Origin of the sequence: Flavihumibacter profundi, assembly GCF_020076305.1 — a bacterium.
Classification (GTDB): Bacteria; Bacteroidota; Bacteroidia; order Chitinophagales; family Chitinophagaceae; genus Flavihumibacter; species Flavihumibacter profundi.
On record NZ_JAIQXE010000002.1, the window covers coordinates 660,220 to 683,627 of the forward strand.

20 protein-coding genes are annotated in these 23,408 nt (G+C 48.4%); 14 read left to right on the forward strand and 6 right to left on the reverse strand.

What is annotated here, in order from left to right; genetic code table 11:
* The first annotated feature begins 8 nt into the window (after positions 1-8).
* Positions 9-815 (forward strand): N-acetylmuramoyl-L-alanine amidase, encoded by an 807-nt coding sequence (locus LAQ65_RS12655; RefSeq protein ID WP_224117336.1) that lies wholly within the window; start codon positions 9-11, stop codon positions 813-815.
* On the opposite strand, the gene LAQ65_RS12660 is transcribed toward LAQ65_RS12655, so the two are convergent.
* The 3 genes from LAQ65_RS12660 to LAQ65_RS12670 form a co-directional block, all read right to left on the reverse strand.
* A complete protein-coding gene (locus tag LAQ65_RS12660; RefSeq protein WP_224117337.1) occupies positions 805-1,944 on the reverse strand; it encodes a metallophosphoesterase in 1,140 nt (379 codons plus the stop codon). The two genes, LAQ65_RS12655 and LAQ65_RS12660, sit on opposite strands and share 11 nt — an antisense overlap.
* 26 nt (positions 1,945-1,970) lie before the next feature.
* A complete protein-coding gene (locus LAQ65_RS12665; protein ID WP_224117338.1) occupies positions 1,971-3,245 on the reverse strand; it encodes a Y-family DNA polymerase in 1,275 nt (424 codons plus the stop codon).
* 156 nt (positions 3,246-3,401) lie between these two features.
* Complete coding sequence (locus tag LAQ65_RS12670) at positions 3,402-3,836, reverse strand: LexA family protein (protein WP_224117339.1); 435 nt, start codon at positions 3,834-3,836, stop codon at positions 3,402-3,404.
* Between the two features lie 73 nt (positions 3,837-3,909).
* Between LAQ65_RS12670 and LAQ65_RS12675 the strand changes: the two genes are divergently transcribed.
* From LAQ65_RS12675 to LAQ65_RS12695, 5 genes are read left to right on the forward strand one after another with little or no spacing between them, the layout of a single operon-like run.
* Positions 3,910-4,569 carry a 2'-5' RNA ligase family protein gene (locus LAQ65_RS12675; RefSeq protein WP_224117340.1) on the forward strand — a complete coding sequence of 220 codons (660 nt, stop codon included), beginning with the start codon at positions 3,910-3,912 and terminating at the stop codon, positions 4,567-4,569.
* Positions 4,570-4,579: 10 nt separating this feature from the next.
* A complete protein-coding gene (locus LAQ65_RS12680; protein WP_224117341.1) occupies positions 4,580-5,227 on the forward strand; it encodes a 2'-5' RNA ligase family protein in 648 nt (215 codons plus the stop codon).
* On the forward strand, positions 5,224-6,276 hold the full coding sequence (locus tag LAQ65_RS12685) for a PA0069 family radical SAM protein (RefSeq protein WP_224117342.1): 1,053 nt from the start codon (positions 5,224-5,226) through the stop codon (positions 6,274-6,276). Before LAQ65_RS12680 ends, LAQ65_RS12685 begins: the two co-directional genes overlap by 4 nt.
* Positions 6,277-6,328: 52 nt before the next feature.
* Positions 6,329-7,054 (forward strand): class I SAM-dependent methyltransferase, encoded by a 726-nt coding sequence (locus tag LAQ65_RS12690; protein ID WP_224117343.1) that lies wholly within the window; start codon positions 6,329-6,331, stop codon positions 7,052-7,054.
* A 42-nt stretch (positions 7,055-7,096) separates the two neighbouring features.
* Positions 7,097-8,179 (forward strand): aromatic ring-hydroxylating oxygenase subunit alpha, encoded by a 1,083-nt coding sequence (locus tag LAQ65_RS12695; RefSeq protein WP_224117344.1) that lies wholly within the window; start codon positions 7,097-7,099, stop codon positions 8,177-8,179.
* Between the two features lie 87 nt (positions 8,180-8,266).
* Here LAQ65_RS12695 and LAQ65_RS12700 read toward each other — a convergent pair whose 3' ends face one another.
* Positions 8,267-11,065, reverse strand: a complete 2,799-nt coding sequence (locus LAQ65_RS12700; protein ID WP_224117345.1) for a TonB-dependent receptor — start codon at positions 11,063-11,065, stop codon at positions 8,267-8,269.
* A 117-nt stretch (positions 11,066-11,182) separates the two neighbouring features.
* Here LAQ65_RS12700 and LAQ65_RS12705 point away from each other — a divergent pair, with 117 nt between their 5' ends.
* A complete protein-coding gene (locus LAQ65_RS12705) occupies positions 11,183-12,649 on the forward strand; it encodes a RapZ C-terminal domain-containing protein (protein WP_224117346.1) in 1,467 nt (488 codons plus the stop codon).
* Between the two features lie 85 nt (positions 12,650-12,734).
* The gene (locus LAQ65_RS12710; protein ID WP_224117347.1) at positions 12,735-13,451 is read left to right on the forward strand and encodes a nucleotidyltransferase family protein; all 717 of its coding nucleotides are present in this window, start codon (positions 12,735-12,737) and stop codon (positions 13,449-13,451) included.
* A gap of 9 nt (positions 13,452-13,460) precedes the next feature.
* Here the strand turns inward: LAQ65_RS12710 and LAQ65_RS12715 are convergent, their stop codons facing one another.
* On the reverse strand, positions 13,461-14,642 hold the full coding sequence (locus tag LAQ65_RS12715) for an acyltransferase family protein (protein WP_224117348.1): 1,182 nt from the start codon (positions 14,640-14,642) through the stop codon (positions 13,461-13,463).
* Between the two features lie 156 nt (positions 14,643-14,798).
* On the opposite strand from LAQ65_RS12715, the gene LAQ65_RS12720 reads away from it, so the two are divergent.
* Genes LAQ65_RS12720 through LAQ65_RS12730 form a run of 3 tightly spaced genes read left to right on the forward strand, consistent with a single transcriptional unit; the run spans position 14,799 to position 18,621 of the window.
* Entirely contained in the window at positions 14,799-16,967 is a 2,169-nt protein-coding gene (locus LAQ65_RS12720; protein WP_224117349.1) for a TonB-dependent receptor family protein, read from the forward strand.
* A gap of 3 nt (positions 16,968-16,970) precedes the next feature.
* Positions 16,971-18,080, forward strand: coding sequence for a cytochrome-c peroxidase (locus LAQ65_RS12725; RefSeq protein WP_224117350.1), 1,110 nt, complete (start codon positions 16,971-16,973; stop codon positions 18,078-18,080).
* A 43-nt stretch (positions 18,081-18,123) separates the two neighbouring features.
* On the forward strand, positions 18,124-18,621 hold the full coding sequence (locus tag LAQ65_RS12730) for an acyltransferase (protein WP_317196997.1): 498 nt from the start codon (positions 18,124-18,126) through the stop codon (positions 18,619-18,621).
* Between the two features lie 60 nt (positions 18,622-18,681).
* Here the strand turns inward: LAQ65_RS12730 and LAQ65_RS12735 are convergent, their stop codons facing one another.
* Positions 18,682-19,251, reverse strand: a complete 570-nt coding sequence (locus tag LAQ65_RS12735; RefSeq protein ID WP_224117351.1) for a Fic family protein — start codon at positions 19,249-19,251, stop codon at positions 18,682-18,684.
* Positions 19,252-19,502: 251 nt separating this feature from the next.
* Here LAQ65_RS12735 and LAQ65_RS12740 point away from each other — a divergent pair, with 251 nt between their 5' ends.
* The 3 genes from LAQ65_RS12740 to LAQ65_RS12750 all read left to right on the forward strand — a co-directional run bounded on the left by LAQ65_RS12740 (position 19,503) and on the right by LAQ65_RS12750 (position 23,403).
* The gene (locus LAQ65_RS12740) at positions 19,503-21,662 is read left to right on the forward strand and encodes a class II fructose-bisphosphate aldolase (protein WP_224117352.1); all 2,160 of its coding nucleotides are present in this window, start codon (positions 19,503-19,505) and stop codon (positions 21,660-21,662) included.
* Positions 21,663-22,055: 393 nt separating this feature from the next.
* Positions 22,056-22,580, forward strand: a complete 525-nt coding sequence (locus tag LAQ65_RS12745; protein WP_224117353.1) for a UpxY family transcription antiterminator — start codon at positions 22,056-22,058, stop codon at positions 22,578-22,580.
* Positions 22,581-22,593: 13 nt separating this feature from the next.
* Complete coding sequence (locus tag LAQ65_RS12750) at positions 22,594-23,403, forward strand: polysaccharide biosynthesis/export family protein (protein ID WP_224117354.1); 810 nt, start codon at positions 22,594-22,596, stop codon at positions 23,401-23,403.
* Positions 23,404-23,408 lie beyond the last annotated feature (5 nt).

The window sequence follows — 23,408 nt, forward strand, 5'->3', positions numbered from 1 at the left end:
GTTTTGCTATGAAGGTATTCAGCGCGTATACTTTACTGTTGATTGGTGCAGCCACCATTTTTGCCTGCAGCCGCCAGCCGTTTGCAAAAACGAATAAGGCGCAAAAAAAGCAGGTTAAAAGCTTTACCAGGAAACTACGGCAATTTCCTCCAGATAACAGCCTGGATAACGGGGAATATTGGGTAGGCACCACCAATTTTAGTATGCGCAAACCCAATTATGTGGTTATTCACCATACTGCGCAGGATAGTTGTGGCCAAACCCTCAAAACCTTTACCACGCCCCGTACACAGGTGAGTGCGCATTATGTGATCTGCAAGGATGGCACCATTCACCAGATGCTGAATGATTACCTGCGTGCACACCACGCCGGTGTGGCTAAATGGGGCAATGCGACCGATCTGAATTCATCCAGCATTGGCATTGAACTGGATAATAACGGGTTTGAAGATTTTGACCCAAGGCAACTCAACAGCCTTTACCGGTTGCTGGATACCCTGAAGCAGCGGTATAATATTCCGGCTGCAAATTTTGTAGGGCATGGTGATATTGCACCAACCCGCAAGAATGACCCCAATTGGCGTTTTCCCTGGAAAGACCTGGCAGACCGTGGTTTTGGTACCTGGTATAAAGATACGAGCATGCTGCAGGTTCCTAACGGTTTCGACCACCTGATAGCGCTGCGCCTTGTTGGTTATGATGTGAAAGACAGCACAGCGGCAATCCTGGCGTTTAAGCGGCATTGGTTGCAGGATACCACGGCTGTGATGACCCCTGTGGCTGAGAAAATATTATTCGGACTGATCAGCCAGTAATTTTACCGGCCAGTTCAACCAGGTGGATTTCATCTGCAACTATCCTGGTGGGCACACCTTCTTTTTTACCCCATTTTACAAGGCGCATATACCCTTCGGCAATTTCAATTCCGGTTATATCTCCATCTGCATAACAACAACAGCCGGCATTGAAATAGCTGGGTTTCATGCTTTGGTACGACTGGTTCACGTAGTCATATTCGCGGCGGCGCCGGGGTATTTCGGCCAATATGGTATTGATAGCAGCTTCATCATTTTTTGACCTGGCCGCTTCCAGTTGCAGGTACAGGCTTTCAAGGTGGGTAAGGGAATTGAAAACCGGCTGGTGGGTATGCCCGGTAACCAGCACCAGGTTTTCCTGCACCGCGCTCCACTCATACATGAATTGGTTATGGAGGGTTTTGTTTTCCTCATTGCAGGACGGTGTGTTGGTATTGATTTCCAGGAAGGATTGTAAAGGCCCCCAGATATAACTCACAAACCATTTGCTGAAAGCGTTTCCATCGCTTTGCGAGTCGCCCTGGTGCCCGTGGGTACAGAAGATGTCGAGATTCCCGTTGGGTAAATTTGCCCGCAAAACTGCGCCGGCATGCGCTTTTAGTGGCATCTTGTAAATACTTTTCAAAACCGCGCTGGCCAGCAGGTCATAGCCCCAATAGAGATCGTGATTGCCAAAAAGTTTTATGAAGGCATTCCTTTCAAGGAATTTCCCTTCAGCCTCAAAGCAGGCTTTGTTCGATTTGATGACGGCGGGTAAAATATTTTCCCAGAGCTCTTCACTGTCGCCCAGGTTGAGGTAATAAAATTTCCTTTTGTTGTAATGATCCAGTGCTGCCAGGAAATTCTCTTCGCAGTTGGCGAAATCATCGGAGCCATCGCGGGTCCCTTTGTGCATGTCTGAAAAAATGATGATAGGATTTTCATCGGGATGGAAATTGACCAGAGGCCCCATTTTTCCGGGTTCCCGGGTAATAGACCGGTAGAGTTCACTCAGTGCCGCATTCACATTTTCCTGTTTTGGCGCCGAGGAAATTCTGTTGGCTGTCCAGGTAACCGGCCGTGTGAGTAAGGTCCTGGCTATGCCCCTGAAAAATTCAGTAGCGGATGAACTTTTTTTTCGCTTTTGCATAGATCAGGAAGTTACTGAATTGCGCTTTATCGTACTTCAAATAATTCTTTCCAGCGGGTGGTGTACCTCGGGCTGATGAGCTCCTGGCGCATTTTCCAGGAACGTTCCAGTCCAGAGGCGGCATACTTCACCATTTCATTCCCCTGGCTGAAATTTATATTGTCAACTGCCAGCATCAGTTGTTTTAATTGTGCTTTGGGGTCTTTTGCGAATAAGTTTCCCTGGATGGTTTCTTCAGGTACCAGCCCGCCGAGCAATATGCCGGCTTTCAGGTATTTAGGGCCATCCCGGAAAAGGGTTTCCACTAACGGCATGGCATAGCTGATCAGCTCATTGGTTAAAGCGCTGGGTTTGGGCAGGCGGACACTGAGGCTGTGTCTTTTGGGATGGTAGGTGAACCTGTTGTCGGCCGCTGTGACCAGGTAGACTTCCAGGAAAGCTGCGGCGCTTTGCTGGCGGCGTAATTTTTCTGCCGCCCTGGCTGTATAGGTGGCCACAGCTTCGCGGACATCCTGCAAAGCATAAACAGGTTTGCCGAACATGCGGGATGTGCCGATCATTTGTTTTTTTTCGAGGGGATCTTTCATGGTGAGGCATGGATCGCCATTTAATTCCCTGATGAGCCTTTGCCCGACTACCCCACCCATATTTTTCCTTGCCCATTCCAGGGGCATCTGGCTTAGGGTGAGGGCAGATTCAATGCCCAGTTGCCGCATTTTTTCTGCATAACGGTAACCAATACCCCAAATTTCACCTACTTCGGTTTGCGACAGGGCCTCCCTGGTTTCGGCATTCGTATTCAGGATATAAATACAACCGCTTTTCTCCTTGTTTTTTTTCGCCAGCCTGTTGGCTACTTTACACAAAACTTTCGTCTTTGCGATACCGATAGATACCTTAATGCCGGTCCAGGTTTCTACAGTTTGCCTGATATTGATTGCCAGGTTTTCGAGTTCATTTTCGGGCAGGTTTTGCAGGCTCACAAAAGCTTCATCAACAGAATAAACTTCAACATTGCCGGCCCCCATCAGTTGCCGCAAACTATCCATCACCCGCATGCTCAGGTCGCCATAGAGGGCATAATTGGAAGAGAATACAGCAACATTTTTTTCCCTGATGAGGTCGCGGCATTGAAAATAAGGGGCACCCATGGCTATGCCCAGGGCTTTTGCCTCATCGCTGCGGGCAATGACACAGCCATCGTTATTACTTAAGACAACAACGGGCCTGCCTTCCAGCGAAGGACGGAACAACCGTTCGCAGGAGCAGTAGAAAGAGTTGCAGTCGATGAGGGCGAGCATGGTGGGGGGGAATGGTGAATGGTGAATAGTGAATGGGGAATGGTGAATGGGGAATGGGGAATGGGGAATGGTGAATAGTGAATTGGAAGAAAGCCGAGACCCGATTCCCTATCCCCTTCCGCCCATTCACTATTCACTATTCACCATTCACTATATTCATACCCCATGCACCACATAAGTAACCACCCCCCAGATACTAAATTCCTCGCAGGAGGGATCTATATCTATCGGTGCAAGCCGGTTGGTTTCAGGGATCAGCCGCATCTTGTTGAAGTTTTTTTCAAACCGCCTGATGAGCATATCCCCGTTCAATACGGCTATCACAATTTTTCCGCTTTGCGGTTTGATGGAACGGTCAACAATTACGAGGTCGCCGTCGTGGATACCGGCCCCGATCATGGCTTCACCGCTCACCCGTAAAAAAAATGTGGCCGGTTTATTCCTGATCAGCTGCTCGTTGAGATCGATGCCCCTTTCGGCATAATCATCGGCCGCGGCCCCGAAACCAGTAGCATTGGCGGTTCTCACCTGTTGCTGGTCAAAGGATTTGCTGCCTTTATAGGTAGATGTAAATAAGTTATCGATGTCCATAAAAAAATATTTGGAGATGCTAAAATACTTAGTAAATTTATACTAAATAAATTGGCCGCTTAAATATTTGTTTATGGAAAAATCAGGGGATACGGCCGTGGCTGACATTCACCATGGTCTTGTGCAGGGGATGGGGATTTTCCGGGAACGCGGGCTATGCCAATACCAGTTGGTGATTAATCCGCCGCGGGAAATTCTGCAGCACCTGGAAGAAGAGCAGGCTTATGCTAACCAGGCATTTGGCGCTGCCGTTTTCTCGAAAGGGCCATGGCAGCTTTTGCTGGCCAGCTTTATGGCCAAGGAGGAAATGGAAGAAACCCTGTTGCGCTGGTTGCACCGGATTATTGGGCAGCAGGAAGCATTTTCAGTATGCTTCAATAACTATGGCAGTATGCCAGGTTATCCGCTATATGTAAGGGTGCAGGACCCGGGCCCATTCAGGGGGCTGGCTGAAGGGTTAAGGATTATTGATGGACTGCTAAAGGGAAATGGCTGTCCGGGTATTGCAATCAACCACCATCCGCGAATCCTGTTGGCTCCGCAAATTGACCCAAAGCAGGAAATGGAAGTGTTACTAGATTTTTCCGGCAGGACATTCAGGGCGGATATGGAAGTGGAAGAAATTGGCCTGCTGAAAGAAAATAGCCTTGCTGGCGAAAAAGGATTGGTGAGTCGCCTGATGCTTTCCCCAAAGGGACTTACCCGGACCGATCATTATGGAAATAAAGATTAAATGACATCAAATGGAAACAATGCAAAGTACAACGGAAGTAAACCAATATGGAAGCCTGGTATCACTGCAAGGATACCAGGTATATGAATACCAGTTGGTATTGGTATTGCCTGAAGCCTTAAAAGAAAAGTTGCGGAAGGTAAAGCTGCAATTTGCAGAACAGTTCGACATGCCATCAGCAAAATCTTCGGCGATCATGTTGCCCCTGGTGAAATTTAAACAGCGGCAATTGCTGGAACAAAAGCTCAGGCATTCCCTGCAGCAATTGATCATGGGATGGCAACCTTTTCCTGTAAACCTGAAAGGCTTTGCCAGCCAGCCATCCCATTCCATTTATATTCCCGTAACCAGCAAAAATCATTTGCAGCAGTGTACAAAGTCGCTGAAGACCATACAACATTTCCTGCGGCCCGATAAAGACCAGGCAGCCTTCTTTCCGGGTGAGCACCAGGTCATAGTCGCTTCCCGGTTAAAACCCGGAATTTATGATAAAGCCTGGAAACAATATGCTGCTAAGCAGTTTACGGCTCAATTCATGGCAGAAGCTGCCTTATTGCTGAAACGCAGGCCTGGCGAGCTGCACTGGCAAATCGCGCAACGCTTTGAATTCAGGAACCTGCCCGTTGGCATAAGGCAGGCCAGTTTGTTTGAAGCATGAAACAACAAAAAAAAGGGCGGGGTGCCCAGATTAATACCAGCAACCGGTTTAACCAGCAAACTGCCAGCCGGGAACATGTTGAAGCCATTGACGACTGGACCGAGCCCGATCCGGCTACACGCTATATTGAACAGGTAGCTAAAAGCCTGGTGAATAAGGTGGATAGTGTGGACGTGAATATGTTTTACAGCATGAACCCTTACCAGGGTTGTGAACATGGTTGTGTTTACTGCTATGCCCGGAATTCGCATGAGTATTGGGGCTATAGCGCCGGACTTGATTTTGAAAGGAATATCATCATAAAGAAGAATGCGCCTGAACTGCTCAGGAAATTCCTGCTGAAACCCGGATGGGAATGTTTGCCGATTTCCATCAGCGGAAATACCGATTGTTACCAGCCGGCAGAGCAGAAATATCGTATTACCCGAAGGCTGCTGGAAATATGCAATGAATTTAACCAGCCTATTGGCATAATCACAAAAAATGCCGGTGTATTGCGCGATAAGGATTTGTTGTCGGAAATGGGCAAGCGCAGCCTGGCCACTGTAATTGTTTCGGTTACCAGCCTCGATGAAAACCTGCGTAGAGCTATGGAACCAAGAACGACAACAACAGCACAGCGGCTCCGTGTCGTGAGGGAATTGAATGAATCGGGCGTAAGGGCAGGGGTAATGCTGGGACCTATGATCCCGGGATTAAACGACCATGAAATGCCTTCCATTTTGGCCGCTGCCGCAAAAGCCGGCGCCCAATTCGCCGGTTATAATTTCGTGCGCCTGAACGGTGCTGTAAAATTGATTTTTCACGACTGGCTCTATACTAATTTCCCGGACAGGGCCGACAAGGTTTGGCACAGCATCGAAGAGGGGCATGGCGGTCAGGTGAACGATAGCCGCTTCGGTACACGGATGCGGGGTGAAGGGGAAGTGGCCGACTTATTAAGCCAGCAATTCAAAAAATTCTGTAAACATTTCCACCTTAACGAATCCCGCTGGGAATTAGATACTTCTTCCTTTCGCAGGCCCGGTCTGCAAATAAAAATGTTTTGACACCGAATTTTGCTTAACTTATGATAATTATTCATCAAGTGAAAGCGCGGTTATGGGTATAGTTCAAAAGGTGCTGGATAAATATGACAATTGGGGATACCAATTAAAAAATAAGGGCGTTTCAAGGATTATCCAGGAAAAGGCCTTTGAATATGGCTATAAATTAAAGTTCAAATCTATAGGGGTTAACCATACAAGTTTTATAAAAAATGTAGAGGAGAGCTGTGCAAAAGCGACCCATAAGGATGTGGTCAGGAATGAAGCCTCCTATTTCTATTACATATTCAAGGGACTAAAAAATCTTGCCGTTGAATATTCCCAACTTAGTTTGCTGGATTTTGGCTGTGGCTCTGGCAGGATATTGTCTGTTGGAATGGTAAAGGGGTTTAAGAAAGTTGTAGGTGTTGATATCGATGAACAATCAGCGCAGAAAGCCATGCACAATTGTAAGATTTTGCAGGAAAAGGGTTTTACAACGCCCTATGAAGTTTATTGCGATGATGCAACCAGGTTTCCTATCCCGGCCGGTACTAACCTGATTTACCTTTTTAATCCATTCGGTGATAAAACCATGAAGGAGGTAATTGAAAAAATCATCAGTTACTGCAGGGGAAACAGGCAGGATGTTTATATAATCTATTATTTTCCCTTGCTGCGCCATCTTTTTGATGCAACCGGTTTATTCTCCACCATTTTTTCAAGCCAGTACAAAAACAAGAATACTGATATTATTATTTACAAGATCGGCGCGGAAGACAATAAATTTTACTTTTCATAATTCCGGGGTAATCATCTAGATTTCCGGAAACTAAGTTTTGGCATGCCACAGTTTTCAATTGACCCCAATATTGCCAGGGCAAAGACCCTTGACACCAGCTTTTATATCGATCCCAAATATTTTGAATCAGCGAGAGAGCGAATTTTTTCGCCATCCTGGCAATTCATCGGAACAACCGACCAGGCTAAGGAAAGCGGCGATTGTATTCCATTTTTCCTTCTTGAGAATTACCTGGATGAACCGCTGGTACTAACGAAGGATAAATCGGGAAAGCTGAATTGCCTTTCAAATGTTTGTACCCATCGTGGAAACCTCATTGCCTATGAGTCTTGTAAAACCAGCCAGCTTCGTTGTAAATACCATGGCCGGCTTTTTGACCTTGATGGCCGCTTCCGCTCAATGCCCGAGTTTAAAGAAGTGGAAGATTTTCCAACCGCTGCAGACGACCTGAAACAACTCCCGGTTTTTCAATGGGGCAAATTGTTATTCACTTCCCTTAACCCGCTGGTGCCTGCGGAAACTTATTTCAGGGAAATGATCGACAGGGTTGGCTGGTTGCCCCTGGACAAGCTTGTATTCCGTGCTGATCTTTCAAAGGATTATACCGTAAATGCGAGCTGGGCGCTGTATTGCGAAAATTACCTGGAAGGGTTCCATATACCTTTTGTCCATGCCGGCCTCAATGCGGTATTGGATTTTGGCGAGTACAGTACCGAAGTGTTTAAATATTGCAACCTGCAAATTGGTATCGGCAAAAAAGGGGATAGCTGTTTTGATTTGCCTGCTGATTCTCCTGATTATGGAAAGGAAGTTGCAGCCTATTATTTCTGGGCCTTCCCGAATATGATGTTTAATTTTTATCCATGGGGACTGTCTTTTAACCTGGTGCAACCAATTTCACCTTCTGTATGTAAAGTCTCTTTCCTGAGTTTTGTATATGACGAAAGCCGCCTGGGAATGGGCGCGGGCAGCGGATTGGACACTGTTGAACACGAAGATGAAGAAGTGGTGGAACAGGTGCAGCGGGGCATCAGGTCACGATTTTATAGCCATGGCCGGTATTCCGTTAAGCATGAAAAAGGGACTCACCATTTTCATTCGCTCATCGCACAGTTTATGGGCTGATCCAGGAAGCCCTGCTGTTAAGCATAAAAAAAGTCCGCGGTTTTGCCGCGGACTTTTTTATACCCCAATGGGTAATGTATGCTGCTATTATAATTTGAATCCCACGCGTACAAACATCCTCAATCCGTTTGAACCCATTTGTACCGCATCCCATGGACCGCCGGTTTCATTATTGTAAGCCCAGCCTTTTGCTCCGGGTGCAAAACTCATATCGGGGTGGATATTGAGGAAATTGTCAACGCCCCAGTACAATCCCAGTTTTTTGTTGAACTGGTAAGACATATAAATATCCGGCACCACCTTGCCGCCATAAACATACTGGTCTTTCACTTTTGCACCACCTGCATCAGCCGGTACATAGGCATAAAGGTCACCGCGCTCAAACGGCGGATTGAAATCTTCTGCTGTGCCATCTCCATAACCCAACAAAGTTTGCTTGCCGAAATATGTCAGGCGAAGGCCAACGCCAAATTTCTCCCAGTTATGCTCGAGTGTTAACCCGAATTTTGCATTGGGTGCTGAAGCCAGGATGAATGCTTTTTCCCTTTCAGAAAGAAAAGTAGCCTGCAGGTCTTGTGTGCCGTTCAATTTATCGGGAACGTTTACTTTGTCGATGGTCATATGCTGGATATTTCCAGTCAGCAAGGCACGTATTGTACGTTTGCCGATTTTTTTATTGTACTCCAGTACGATATCAACACCGGTATTGGTGGTATTTACCGCATTTGCGAAAAATTGTGCAAGCGCTACATCCAGGTTTTTCATGGCATTGGTAAGGCTTGTATCGAGCCCTTCGTCAGTTGCACTAAACTGTCCTGATAATACCACGCGGTCTTTTACCTGCACCCAATAGCCATCTACTGTAAGGGATAAGCCCTGTGCTAATTTGGTCGTGAAACCAAGGCTTGCATTCTGGGATTTTTCCTGTGTCAGTTTCGGGATGCCTGCTGCTGCCGTTATCGGGCTATAGTTAGGTGCAATTTTTACTTCTTTTATATCAGCGCCCTGCACAGTGGTGAAGGTGGAAGAGAAGTTGATCTGTTGCAGTGAAGGTGCGCGGAAGCCCGTGCTGTAAGAACCACGGATATTAAAATTCTTAGCGAGTTTATAGCGTGTGGCAACTTTATAATTAAACGTGGTTCCAAAATCGCTGTAATTCTCCAGCCTTATTGCGGTACCCACCAGCCATTTTTTGGTGATATCAATTTCAGCATCGGCATAACCACCAACCACAGACCGGGTAGCATTCACAACATCTGCAGGCTGGTAGCCAGGGAAGCCCTGTGAGCCACCTGCTTTTGCACCTGTTGGATCATAGTTCTTGTAAGAAGCTTCTTCGCCTGATTTGATCTTGTAATTCTCGAACCGGTACTCCGCACCGAAAGAGAGGTTCAGTCCCTGGGCTATATTATCGTATGCCCTGGTCATACTGGCATTAACGGTGTTTTGCAGGAAGCTGAAACCGCCATCGTCAAAATGGGTTTGGGTGGCTCCTTTTGAAGCATTAAAAGTTTTGTCGCCATAAAAATGAAAATCATTTACGCCAAGGCTGTTGCTGATATCCCAATCCCATTTACCGACTACACCTTTAAATCCGGCTGCAATGGAATAATCATTGATTTTCGTTTGTATATGGGGGTTGTAGTAGGTTTCACCGTCGGAAGTTGTTTGCATGATCCCGGGAACATCAATCCTGGCACCGCTTTCATCGGTAGGGAAACGGTCCGGGCGGGCTGACCAGTTACGGGTGAATGCGTAGGAATCTGATGACTTGGCATTAAATCCGCCAAAAGAATAGAAAGTGCTGTTGCCGATTGCTTTTGGCAGTTCCGCATTATAGAATATGCCACCGGCTGTCAGTGACGCATCACCATTAGCGCGGCGGTAAATATTGGTGGGTAACCAGTCTTTATCAGTTTCCTTGGTGGTTAAGGTCTGGCGAAAGGTTTTGCCGTTGGTCAGGAAATTACCGGTGAAATTGATGAAACCATCGTTCTTCAGGGCAACGCCATAATTCAGGTTGGCATTGAAGGCATTGCCATCAATTTTATTGCCATACACATATTGACCGAGTTCCTTTTTCAAAGCCGGATTGTATTTGCCATCCATATAGGCCGACCAACCTACATCTCCTGATAATACACCGGTGTTCTTTTTCAGTATGATGTTAATTACACCGGCAATAGCATCGGAGCCATATTGCGCTGAGGCGCCATCGCGCAAAATTTCAACGCGGTCAATAGCGCCAATAGGTAAAGCACTCAGGTCGGTACCTGAGTTACCCCGGCCACGTGAGCCGAATACCGCAATAAATGCTGTCTGGTGCCTGCGTTTACCATTCACCAATACAAGGGTCTGATCCGGACCGAGTCCGCGGAGGGTAGCCAGGTCAATATGATCGGCGCCATCGCTACCGCTTTGCTTGTTATAGTTGAAGGAAGGCGCAGCGTAGTTGATAATGGAAGTAAGGTCCATCCGCGCTGTCGGCAGTGATACCTGTGCCACATTTACAACATCAACCGGTACCGGGGTTTCAATTTTCACCCTTCCGGCGCGGCGTGTACCCACCAGCACTACACCACTGAGGTCGGTGATGCTGGGCTCCAGGTTTATAGTAAGGTCTGTTTGGCTGCCCACACTAACCTCGCGGTTTGTATATCCGACCATTGTGATTTCCAAAAGGTCTGTGGGTAGGGCTTTAAGCGCAAATAAACCCGAGGCATTGGTTACAGTCCCCAGGTTGCTGGATTTTATTTTTACCGAAACACCCTGCAACGGGGCGCCGGTTTTTCCATCCGTAATTTTTCCGCGAATCATGGTTTGTGCATACGAATATGCTGTACTCAGAAGGATGAGTACAAGCATAAGCAGTCTGGTTGGTTTCATGCTGTCAGGTATTTTAATGAATATAAGAAAATCTGTACAAATCAATATTTCCAGCAGGGCTGTTAACCCATGTTAAAAAGGGTTGCCCGGGGAAATCTTATCTTTGGCCGCGAATATATGGAACAAATAATATCAGCTATTAAAGCCTTATGGCAGGAGTGGGCCGGAACTGAAGCAAAAGAAGTTACGATACTGCCCCAAAGCGGCAGCGACCGCATTTATTACCGGGTAACCGGACCGGATAACAAAACCGTTATCGCCACTTATAATGAGCACCTTAAGGAAAACCAGACTTTCATTTCATTTTCAAAGGCACTGCAATCGAAAGGATGCCCGGTGTGTAATGTATTAAAGGTAAACGTTGCAGGGAATATTTACCTGCAGGAAGATTTCGGCGACGTTTCCCTGCTCAACCTGCTGGAAAAGCATGGCTATACAGACTATATCTACGGACTGTTCCAGCAGAGCCTCCGGGAGCTGGCACACCTTCAAATTATAGGGGGAAGCGCCATAAACTATGATGATTGCCTTACCACCCATGAATTTGGCAAGCAGGCCATCATGAGCGACCTACTGTATTTTAAGTACTATTTCCTCGATACGCTTAAGTACCCTTATGACAAGCAGGCCCTGCTGAATGATTTTGAGGCCCTGAGTACTTACCTCACCCATACCGGGAACAAGCATTTTATGTTCCGTGATTTCCAGAGCCGGAATATCATGGTGAAAGATGACAAGGTTCATTTTATCGATTACCAGGGCGGCATGCGGGGCGCCCTGCAATATGATGTGGCTTCCCTGCTTTGGCAGGCCCGCGCTGAATTGCCCGATGACTGGAAGAATTCGCTGTTGACTTATTATATTGACGAGGCCGGCAAATATTTGTCCCATCCCCTGGATGCTGCTTTATTTACTGCGCAGTATAATGGTTATGTGCTGATCAGGTTGTTGCAGGTTTTGGGTGCTTATGGATTCAGGGGCTTCTTCCAGCGGAAGGCACAGTTCCTGACCAGTATTCCCCTTGCCCTCCGTAACCTGAAATGGTTCACCGATAACCGGAGAATGGGCATTTCGGTGCCTGAATTTGACCGCTGCCTGGAATTCTGTACCAGTGCGGAAATAATGGCTCGTTTTGAGCCGCTTAAGGCCGATGAGAACACCCCGCTGGTGGTGCAGATCCATAGTTTTTCTTTCCGGAAAGGGATCCCTGCCGACAGTTCCGGAAATGGCGGTGGCTTTGTGTTTGATTGCCGTGGCATCCTGAACCCGGGTAGGATCGAGGAATTTAAAACCCAGACCGGAAGAGATAAAGCTGTTAAGGATTTCCTGGAGCAGCGGACCAACATGCCCGATTTCCTGAACAGCGTTTTTGATATGGTGGATATCAGCGTAACCGATTATATCAAACGCGGATTCGGCAGCCTGCAGGTGAATTTTGGCTGCACCGGCGGACAACACCGCAGTGTTTACGCTGCCGATGCCCTTGCCCGGCACCTAAGGAATAAATTTGGTGTTCGCATAGAACTGAAGCATATTGAGCAGGAAGCTAAGAATTGGATTAACCTGACTTATAAAGTAGAGTGAATGGTGAATGGTGAATAGTGAATAGGAAGACCGGCCTCCCATTCACCATTCACCATTCACTATTCACTATTCACCATTCACTACTATGAAAGCAATGATCTTCGCAGCCGGGCTCGGAACCCGGTTCAAACCCTGGACAGACGAGCATCCCAAGGCACTGGCCCTGGTGAATGGCAAACCGCTGTTGCAGCGGAATATTGAATATTTACAACGCTTTGGCATAACCGAAGTGGTGGTGAATGTGCACCATTTTGCCAACCAGGTTATTGCTGCCATAGAAAAAAATAAGGGCTGGGGCAGTAAGGTTACCATCAGCGATGAAACAGGCGAAGTGCTGGAAACAGGGGGCGGATTATTAAAGGCAAGGCCGCTGCTGGAAGGCAATGAACCCTTTGTAACCATCAATGCCGATATCCTCACCGACCTGGATTTGAATAAACTGCTGGCCTTCCATAAAGCACAGCAATCCTTAATCAGTTTTGGCATCACCAACCGCAAGACCTCCCGCTATTTTTTATTTGATGAAACAAACCGGCTCTGCGGCTGGACGAATACCCGGACGGGCGAACAGCGTATAGCCATCGAAAAACCCGGCCTGCATCCCATGGCCTATAGTTGTGTGGTGGTATTTGAGCCGGCCGTGTTCCCGCTCATCAGGCAAAGGGGAAAATTCTCCCTGGTAGATACCTACCTCGATCTTGCTCCCGACCACCGCATTATGGGGTTCGACCATACCGGCGACCGCCTGGTGGATGTGGGCAAACCCGAAAGCGTTGTTGAGGCAGAAGCAATGTTTGCCTGAGTATATTTTTTACACCTTCACATACCACTTCTTCCTGTCCATATACCAGGCGACGGACCAGAAAATTATTATGATGATTATGGCGTACAGCAGTGAGCCGTTTTCAGGTTTATCACTCACCGGTTTGCAGAGATTTTCATAGAACCAGCCCAGGGGACCAGTGTATTTTGGCTGGCCCTGTTCATCAAGGCCATTGGCTATCCTGATCAATGCCAGGGTTTTTGGAACCAATGCGCTTAATACGAAAATGAACAGCGGGTTCTTCCCGAAGACATCAAAAAAGCGGCTCCAGTAGCCTTTCCAGCCATGGAATTCAATGAGCTGGATAAAGGTGGCAAGGGCCATGGTTGCCAGTCCGCTTGTATACAATACATAAGAGCTGGTCCAGATTTTTTTATTGATCGGGAAGACCATGCCCCAGGCCATGCCGGTTATCCACAACACGATGCCAGCCACGAAAAGATTGGCAACCATACCGGTATTCTTGCCTTTCTGCCGGATATAATCCCCCACCAAAAACCCGAAAATGACCTGCGCTATGGCAGGAATAGTACTGGCAATGCCTTCCGGGTCGAAAGGAACTCCCTCGCCCTTGTACAGATGGTCAGTACCCAGCAGGGCGCGGTCGAGATGCGTCCCCCAGAAACCCTCCAGGCTAAAGGGATCAAGGGAACCATCAGGGGCCGGATAGCCCGATAAACCTGTAACAATCCAATAGCCCAGTAAAATCAGCGCCGCGGCGTAAAAAGCGCCCCTCACTTTAAAAAAATAAATCAGCAGGGCGGCGAATGTATAAGCCAGGGCAATGCGTTGCAGCACGCCGAAAATGCGCAGGGTGGAAAACGGCTTGCCCACGAGCAGGTCGCCATCCCATTTGATAAAAGGGTACCAGTTCAGCAGGAGCCCGATACCGAAGATCAGTACACCGCGCTTAAGGATTTTCGTTAGGGCAGCTGCATGGCCCATCTGCTCCATTTTGGGTAGTACAAAAGCCAGTGCATTACCAACCGCAAAAAGGAAAAAAGGGAAAACGAGGTCGGTAGGTGTGCAGCCTTCCCAGGCGGCGTGTTTCAACGGACTGTAGATATAACTCCAGCTGCCCGGGTTGTTGACGAGGATCATCAGGCAAACGGTGGCGCCGCGGAATACATCGAGGGCATAGAAGCGATGGGAAGGGGCAGTTGCAGGCAAGGGGCAGTATTTTACTTTGAAAATAAGCTTTTTACCGAAAGCATATATTCCGCATTTCGATAACTGTTTTCCCGATTCTGTAAGCCGGTTTTGTCCTACGACCGCAATTTTGCACCCAATATTATAGGAAGGCATATGTTTAAAAATTTATTATCAGTGAGTTTGCTCCTGCTGGCGGGTTTCTGCAGCCAGGCGCAAAAGGATACCGCTAAAGTGCAAAAGGATTCTGCAAAAGTTTTAGAGGAAGTATTGATTAAGGGCTACCGGACGGTGAATGGCGTCGGCCATATGCTGGAGCTAAAGGAAGGGATCATTTATGCTGGCAAGAAAAATGAAGTGATCATCACCGACAGCCTCGACGCCAACAAGGCCATTAATAATACCCGGCAGATCCTGGGCAGGATACCCGGACTGAATATTGTTGAAACCGAAAGCAGCGGCTTTACCGCCAATGGCATTGCAACCCGTGGCCTTAATCCATCGCAAAGCGTGGAAATGAATACCCGCCAGAACGGGTACTCGATCAGCGCCGATGTTTACGGCTATAATGAAGCCTATTACCTTCCGCCGATGGAAGGGGTGAACCGGATTGAAATGGTGCGCGGCGCAGCCTCCCTGCAGTTCGGGCCACAGTTCGGCGGACTGGTGAATTATGTTACGAAAGACGCCCCTGCCAATAAGCCCCTGGAGTTCAATACCGCATTAACCATGGGAAGCTTTGGCCTTTTTAATTCCTATAATTCCCTGGGCGGAACCTCGGGTAAATGGAGTTACATAGGCGCAATGCAATACCGGCGGATGGAAGGCTATCGCCCGAACAGCCAGCAGACCCAGGTTTCCGGGTTCGGGAAGATCCAGTATGCTGTATCTGATAAACTGAAAGTGGGCGCAGAATATTCCCTGCTCCGCAACAAGATCCAGATGCCGGGTGGCCAGACCGACAGTATGTTTGCCGCCGATCCAAAAACTTCAGTCCGGGCGCGGAACTGGCTGGAAAGTCCCTGGAACGTGGTAACAGCTTACCTCAATTATACCCCATCAAAAAGGACAACCCTCAGTATAAAATCTTCCTACCTCTTCAGCAGCCGCTCGCTGGTTTGGCGCAATGAAGACGGGGGCCCTGAAGCCCTGGATGAGATTGACCCGGCTACCAATGCCTATGTTCCGCGCGAAGTGGGAATGGAGAAAATGCGCAATACCAACACGGAAATCAGGCTTTCCCACCAGTACCAGCTGGGCAGCCAGTTGTCTACCATTGCCGGCGGATTGCGCTATAGTTATTCCTGGTTTAAACAGCAGGGTGGCGGCGAGGGGACAACTGGCAGTGATTTCGACCTTAGTATTACCGGTGGCTGGGGATATGATTTCGATTTCACCACCACCAACCTGGCCCCATTCGTGGAAAATATATTCCGGATCGGTGAACACTTTACGGTTACTCCCGGTTTCCGGTTCGAATACCTGAACAGCACGGCAAAAGGATACCGTATTGATGAACTGGATAAATTAATCGCCGACCAGTCCCGTAACCGGTATATCCCGCTATTCGGTACCGGTTTCGAATACAAGCCCGGGTCCAATACCAGCGTGTATGCCAATATCAGCCAGGCTTACCGGCCTATTGAATACAGCCAGCTGACGCCGTTCGGGGTAACCTCGAAAATTGACCCGAACATGAAAGATGCCAGCGGATTCAATGCCGACCTGGGTTACAGGGGCACCATCCGCAATATCCTGAACTTCGACCTGGGCCTGTTTTACATGGCCTATAATAATCGAATAGGCGTTGTCGTGATGAAGGACCCGCAAACCGGCAATGAATATAGTTACCGGACGAATATCGCCAACAGTGTACACCAGGGCGTGGAAAGCTATGTGGAGTTTAACATCCTGAAATACTTTAAGCCCTCCTCCAAAAAAGGCATCAGCATTTTTAATTCCTTTGCCTTTATCGATGCCCGGTACCAGTCGGGTCCATACAAAGGCAAGCGGGTGGAAACAGCCGCCAGGACCGTGAACCGGATTGGGCTGGTGTATAGCAGTCCGCACCTGACCGGCACCTTCCAGTTCAACAAGGTGGGCGATGCCTTTGGGGATGCCTCCAATGCAATGACCAGCAGCGACCCGGTAGCAGGTTATATCCCGGCATATACGGTACTGGACCTGAGCGGCACCTATAAGATCAATCAGTACGCAATAAAGGCAGGGGTGAATAACCTGGCCAACCAGGCCTATTTTACCCGCCGGACCGATGAATATCCCGGACCGGGCATCATACCAGCCGTTGGAAGAAGTTTTTATATCGGGCTGTCGGTAAAACTCTAAAACATGAACCGATTCCGAATACCCAAAATAATAGCAGTACTGGTCGTCCTGGTGGTCATAGCAGCAGCCTGCGCCAAGGATAAAAATGAGCTCACCGTGGTGCCTGTTGACAAGGTTCAGCTGGGCCGGTTGATCTTTTTTGATACCACCCTTTCAAATCCCGTAGGGCAATCCTGCGCCAGTTGCCATTCCCCGGCGGTTGCCTTCAGCGACCCCCTGCATCGGATCAGTCCGGAAGGCGCCATCAGTGGCCGATTTACAAATCGTAACAGTCCATCTATAGCTTATACGCAATTTGCGCCGGCATTTCATTTTGAACCGGCGGATTCCGTATATGTGGGTGGTTTTTTCCTGGATGGCCGGGTGAATTCCCTGGAAGAGCAGGCCGTGAAGCCATTCCTCAACCCGCTGGAGATGAACAATGCCAATGCAGCCATGCTGGTGGCAAAACTGCAGGCAGCGGCTTATTATCCCTTCTTCAAAAAGGTGTACGGGGAAGCCAGGGATGCCGGGCAGGCCTTCGGGCAGGTGACGGATGCCCTAGCGCAGTTCGAAAGGTCAAGGGAACTGAACCCCTTCAGTTCCAAATACGATGCCTACCTCAACGGGAAAGCAGTGCTTACCGAGCAGGAAGCCAGGGGGCTGGTCCTGTTCAATGATCCGGGCAAGGGCAATTGTGCGGCCTGCCATCCGTCGGCAGCAGATGAGGACCTTGGCAAAGCATTGTTTACCGATTATACCTACGATAATATCGGTGTGCCAAAAAATCCCGGTAACCCCTTCTATACCGTAGCAAAAGAATTCAACCCGCGGGGTGCAGCAGCGCTGGACCGGGGACTGGGTGGCTTTCTTGGCGATGCGGCCTTTAATGGCCAGTTCAAGGTACCGGGCCTCCGCAACGTAGCCCTTACGGCCCCGTATTTCCACAACGGGTTTTTCAATACGCTGGAAGAGGTCGTACATTTTTACAACAGGCGCGATGTGGAAGCCTTTCCAGCACCAGAGTTCCCGGCAAGCGTGAACCGGGCGGAAATGGGCAACCTGGGGCTAAGCGATAAGGAAGAAGCCGATATCGTTGCTTTCCTGAAAACTTTATCTGACGGCTACCAATAAGCGCGTTCAAATTAAAGCCGGATTTTTATAGCTTCGTGCGACAATGGAAACGAAAATTCACCCCACTGCAGTTGTAGATGCCGGTGCCGAGGTTGGCGCCGGAACGCGGATCTGGCATTTCAGTCACCTTATGCCCGGAGCCGTGGTAGGCGAGAACTGCAATATCGGCCAGAATACCTTTATCGACAACAATGTGCAGGTAGGCAATGGCTGCAAGATCCAGAACAATGTATCGCTGTATAACGGGGTAGTGCTGGAGGATGATGTATTTGTAGGACCGTCTGTGGTCTTCACCAATGTGATCAACCCGCGCGCATTTATAGAGCGCAAATCAGAATTCAGACCAACCCTTATAGCAAAAGGAGCCAGTATTGGCGCAAACGTTACCATAGTATGCGGGGTAAGGATAGGCGAATATGCCCTGATAGGAGCAGGCGCCGTGGTAACCAAGGATGTTCCGCCCTATGCTTTGGTAGTGGGAAACCCGGCCAGGGTTATAGGGTCGGTGGACAAGGAAGGGAACCGGGTGAGCCCTTTATAGGATGCATGAGCCCTTTATTTACTATTATGAGCCCATTATTTGGGGAAAAAGAGTCCTTTATTAATCGCCTTCCGGAAATGGTAAAAGAATATATTTTATCCCCGCACCCCATCCGGACACCGCGATAATACCCCTGCTGACCAGGTTCCGCAAATCGCGGGTAGCAGTTGCTTTTGATACTTTATTGACTTGCTGGTAAATGAAATTGGTAAGTTCCTGGTTGTGGGCGAGGATTTCCAATGCCAGGATCTGGCGCTCTGCCAGATCAAACGAAATCCGGTAACGATCCATTAATTCCTCCGCAGCCCGGGCCCGTTCCGCGGGGCTGTTGTTTTTCATAAACTGTTGAATACTATAGTGATAGACAGAGGAGTAGCGGGTCTTTTTATTGGATTTCAACTTTTTTTTCATTTCTGCTGACAATAAAGGGTCAGCGATAACAGACTGCGCATAATCGACCGCTTCCCTGAAAATGTTATTACTTTGTCGTTGCCGAAGTGATAATCTTACATTGCTGCGATCGGGGTACTTTGTAATAAAAGTATTATTATTTTGGTTTCTGAAGACAAACTCGTTACCGAATTTACCCGAGTAATTCTGGGTCAGCCGGTTATTAATATTTTTAGCCAAAGGAGGGTTTTTTTTAAATATACTGATTTTAGTATAACCGGGCTTGCCGTCCTTTTGCCGTTTTTGGGCCGTTTTCATGGCGATATTCTCAATGTCAGCTCAGCACCATCTCCATGCTTTCTCAGTACTTCTATAGTTTACACTTTTCCGGCAAAAATCTTCCCGGGTAATTTCGAGGTAACAAATAATAAAATTCTTACACGGTTCCTGCGGCCGCTGTAGTAGCTTTTCACCATCAATCCCATTGTCTTATGCGAAAGATTTTCTGCACTGCCCTGATAGCGATCAGTTGTATCCATACTGCAAACAGCCAGACGCCCGGCAAGGATTGGATCCTCGGCCAGGTGCCTTCAAAAGCCGCCATTACCCTCGCCCCCAACGGCAAGGACCTGGTGCTGGATAACGGGCTCCTGCGCAGGAGTTTCCGGTTGAGTCCCGCCGTAGCCTGCACGGAATTCCAGAACCTCAGCAACGGGCAGCAGCTGCTCCGGGCCATATCCCCCGAAGCCAGGCTGGTGATAAACGGGAAGGTTTACGAAATCGGGGGACTGGCCGGTCAAAGAGAAAAAGCCTACCTGAAGCCCGCCTGGATCGATACCCTTAAGGCCGCTAATGGCGATTTCCAACTCGAGGAATGGACCACCCGGCCCCTGGAACCCCTGCTAAACTGGAAACCCGCAGGCTGGATGCCTTCCGGGGTGAAGCAACCTTCAGGACAGGAACTACAACTGCGGTTCCGGGCAACGGCACCCGCCCTGGAGGGCCTGCAGGTGGTGATCCACTACAACCTCTACGACGGTATCCCCCTGGTTGAAAAATGGCTGACGCTCAACAATACAGGAAATATTGCCTTCCACCTCAACCGGGTAAGCAATGAAGTGCTGGCCCTGGTGGAAGAAGAATCGGCGGTAGTAGGCAGCCCGGAGCAGATGGCCAAGCCCCAGGGCATTTATGTGGAAACCAATTATGCCTTTAACAACGCCATGCGCTATGCCCTCAGCGACCAGACCACGCACTGGAAGACGGATAGCAGCTACACATCGCAGGTGAACTATAATTACCAGACCCCCTGCATCCTGGAAGTGTACCCCGATAAGGCCCCGGGCATTAACCTGCAGCCGGGGGAAGATTTTGAATCGGTGCGCAGTTTTGAACTGCTGCAGGACAGCTACGACCGCGAGCGGCGCGGACTGGCGGTGCGCAGCATGTACCGGACCATTGCGCCCTGGACCCTGGCCAATCCCATTTTCATGCACCTGGTGAGCCAGCATGATGAAGAAGTGAAACGTGCTGTAGACCAGTGCGCGGCAACCGGCTATGAAGCCCTGATATTAAGTTTCGGGAGCCACCTCGATATGGAAGACAGTTCAGCCGCCAATATTGCCCGCTGGAAAAGCCTGGCCGACTATGCCCATTCGAAGGGGATCAGGATCGGCGGGTATTCGCTGTTCAGTTCGCGGAGGATCAGTGAGGAAGACGATGTGATCAACCCGGTAACCGGCAAAACCGGCGGGGCTTTTTTTGGCAACGCGCCCTGTTTCGGCAGCAAATGGGGACTGGCCTACCGCGATAAAATAAAGTACTTCTTTACCCGGACCGGCTTCAATATCTGGGAAAATGACGGTCCCTATCCCGGGGATGTATGCGCTTCGACCAGTCACCCTGGCCATAAGGGCCTTGATGATTCACAGTGGCGGCAGATGGAAATCCAGAAAGAACTGTACCATTGGCTGAATGAGCGGGGCGTGTATATCAATGCGCCCGACTGGTATTTCCTGGATGGTACGCACAAAATAGCCGTAGGCTACCGGGAGGTGAATTTCTCGCTGCCGCGTGAAAACCAGCAACTGCTGAACCGCCAGAACATCTATGACGGCACCTGGGAGAAAATACCTTCGATGGGCTGGGGATTTGTGCCGCTGACCAGGTACCAGGGCGGCGGGCCAGAAGCCGTGCTGGAGCCCCTGTCGGAGCACCTGAAAGACTACGAACAGCTGATGATGCAGTATTACGGGGCCGGGATACAGGCCTGTTACCGCGGTCCGCGCCTCTACGATACCGATACCACCCGCCGGGTAGTGACCGGGGTGGTGAACTGGTATAAAAAGTACCGCGAGATCCTGAACAGCGATATAATCCACCTGCGGCGGGCCGACGGCCGCGACTGGGACGGGATACTCCATGTAAACCCGGCGCTGAAATCAAAGGGTTTGCTGATGGTGTACAATCCCCTGCCCGAAGCAATAACCAGGACGATAAAGGTGCCCCTGTATTACACGGGTATCGACAGGGTAGCGATGATCAGGGAAAAAGAGGGTGTGCCCAGGAAGTATTTCCTGGACCGGGATTATACGGTAGCGCTGACGATCAGGCTGGAACCGGGGGGCTATTCGTGGTGGGAAATAGAGTGAGGGGTGGGTACATCATCCTGATTTCCTTATATTTGCGAAAGGAAGGGTGTGGTACCTGGCAGCCCTTCGCTGGACCCTTAAAAAATTTTCTGTGAGAGTAGAGCTGACTGTGTTAGCGGATCATATTGGTATTTATAATTTTTAGTGACGAAGGCATCGGAGGCCCGTAAAATGGCCTTCCTTGCCTTCGACGCTTTTTAGGTCACTGGTAGTAGCAAAAAATATATCCTGAACCCTGAAAATTAGTATCATTGCAGGAACTGTAAATGCTGTTTTGATTGAATTAATGTGTTGATAATCAATTAACAGTATTTAGAGCAGCAGATGGTATTAAAAACAGTGCCTTTCCTGGTGTAAAAATTGCCCTGGGACTGAGGAGGCGAAGCTATGACCATGACGACCGAACAAACCACAAAATACTGGTATGCTTTATACACCAAGCCCCGCTGGGAGAAGAAGGTACATGAGCTGATGCGCCAAAGAGGGATGGAGAGTTATTGCCCGTTGAATAAAGTACGCAAGAAGTGGAGTGACCGCTATAAGATTGTAGAAGAGCCCCTGTTTAAAAGTTATGTGTTTATAAGGGCGGGTGAGCAGGAAAGGAATACGGTAAGATTTGTTGAAGGGGTGGTAAATTTCGTGTATTGGTTGGGGAAACCTGCTGTGGTGCGTGATGAAGATATTGAGAAAATCAAGCGGTTCTTAAATGAATATGGTGATGTTTTGGTTGAACCGATTGAAAATTTGAAGCCGGGAACAGACGTTATAATAACTTCCGGCGTTTTTATGGACCAGTCGGCCAAAGTAGTGTCGGATAGAAACAAAACCGTTATTTTGGAAATAGTAAGCCTCGGTTGCCGCCTAGTAGCGCAGGTACCGAAGGAGCAGGTGATGCCGGTTGGCAGAGCTGATAAATGAATAAGCAACCATAATGTATAGACGATTTTTACAACTGGCCATGCTAATGGCCATTGCTGTTTTGATAGCGGCCTGCGGTGGGGCAAAGCAAGCGAAAAAGGATTTACTGTATTTACAGCAAGGCACATTAGATACAATACCAAATCTTAATGTTCCACTCAAGGAAGGCCATATTCAAAAAGATGATATTTTAAGCATAGTGGTATATAGTGACAATCCTGAAGCCACAGCCATTTATAACCAGCCATCCACAGGAGGTGGGGCTAAAACAAGTTCTGGTGATCAGACTACTATGTCTAAAACAGCAGGTTACCTTGTAGATCAGCGGGGAAACATCAGGTTTCAAACAATTGGACTTTTACATGTAGAAGGTATGACGAGGGCTGAATTAATGGATACACTAAGTAAAAAGTTGACAGTATACCTGACCAATCCATTTGTTGATGTGAGGTTTATGAACAATCGAATTACTGTAATAGGTGAAGTAAGCAGACCAGGGGTCTTTAGTTTGCCAAATGAGAAAGTAAATATTCTTGAAATAATTGGAATGGCAGGAGATATAACCATTTATGGTAGAAAGGATAAAGTATTAATCATAAGGGAGGAAAATGGCAAAAGAACCTTTGGAACTCTCGATCTAAGAAGAACAGATATCTTTCAATCGCCATACTTTTATTTGCAACAAAATGATATGGTTCTGGTAGAGCCAACAAGTAAGAAACCTACAGCTACTGAACAGGAACAAATGCGTAAGTTGACCATGATTACTGCGTTTGCAACCCTCGTTTCAACATTGTCAATCCTGATTACTTTATTTAAGTAATAATC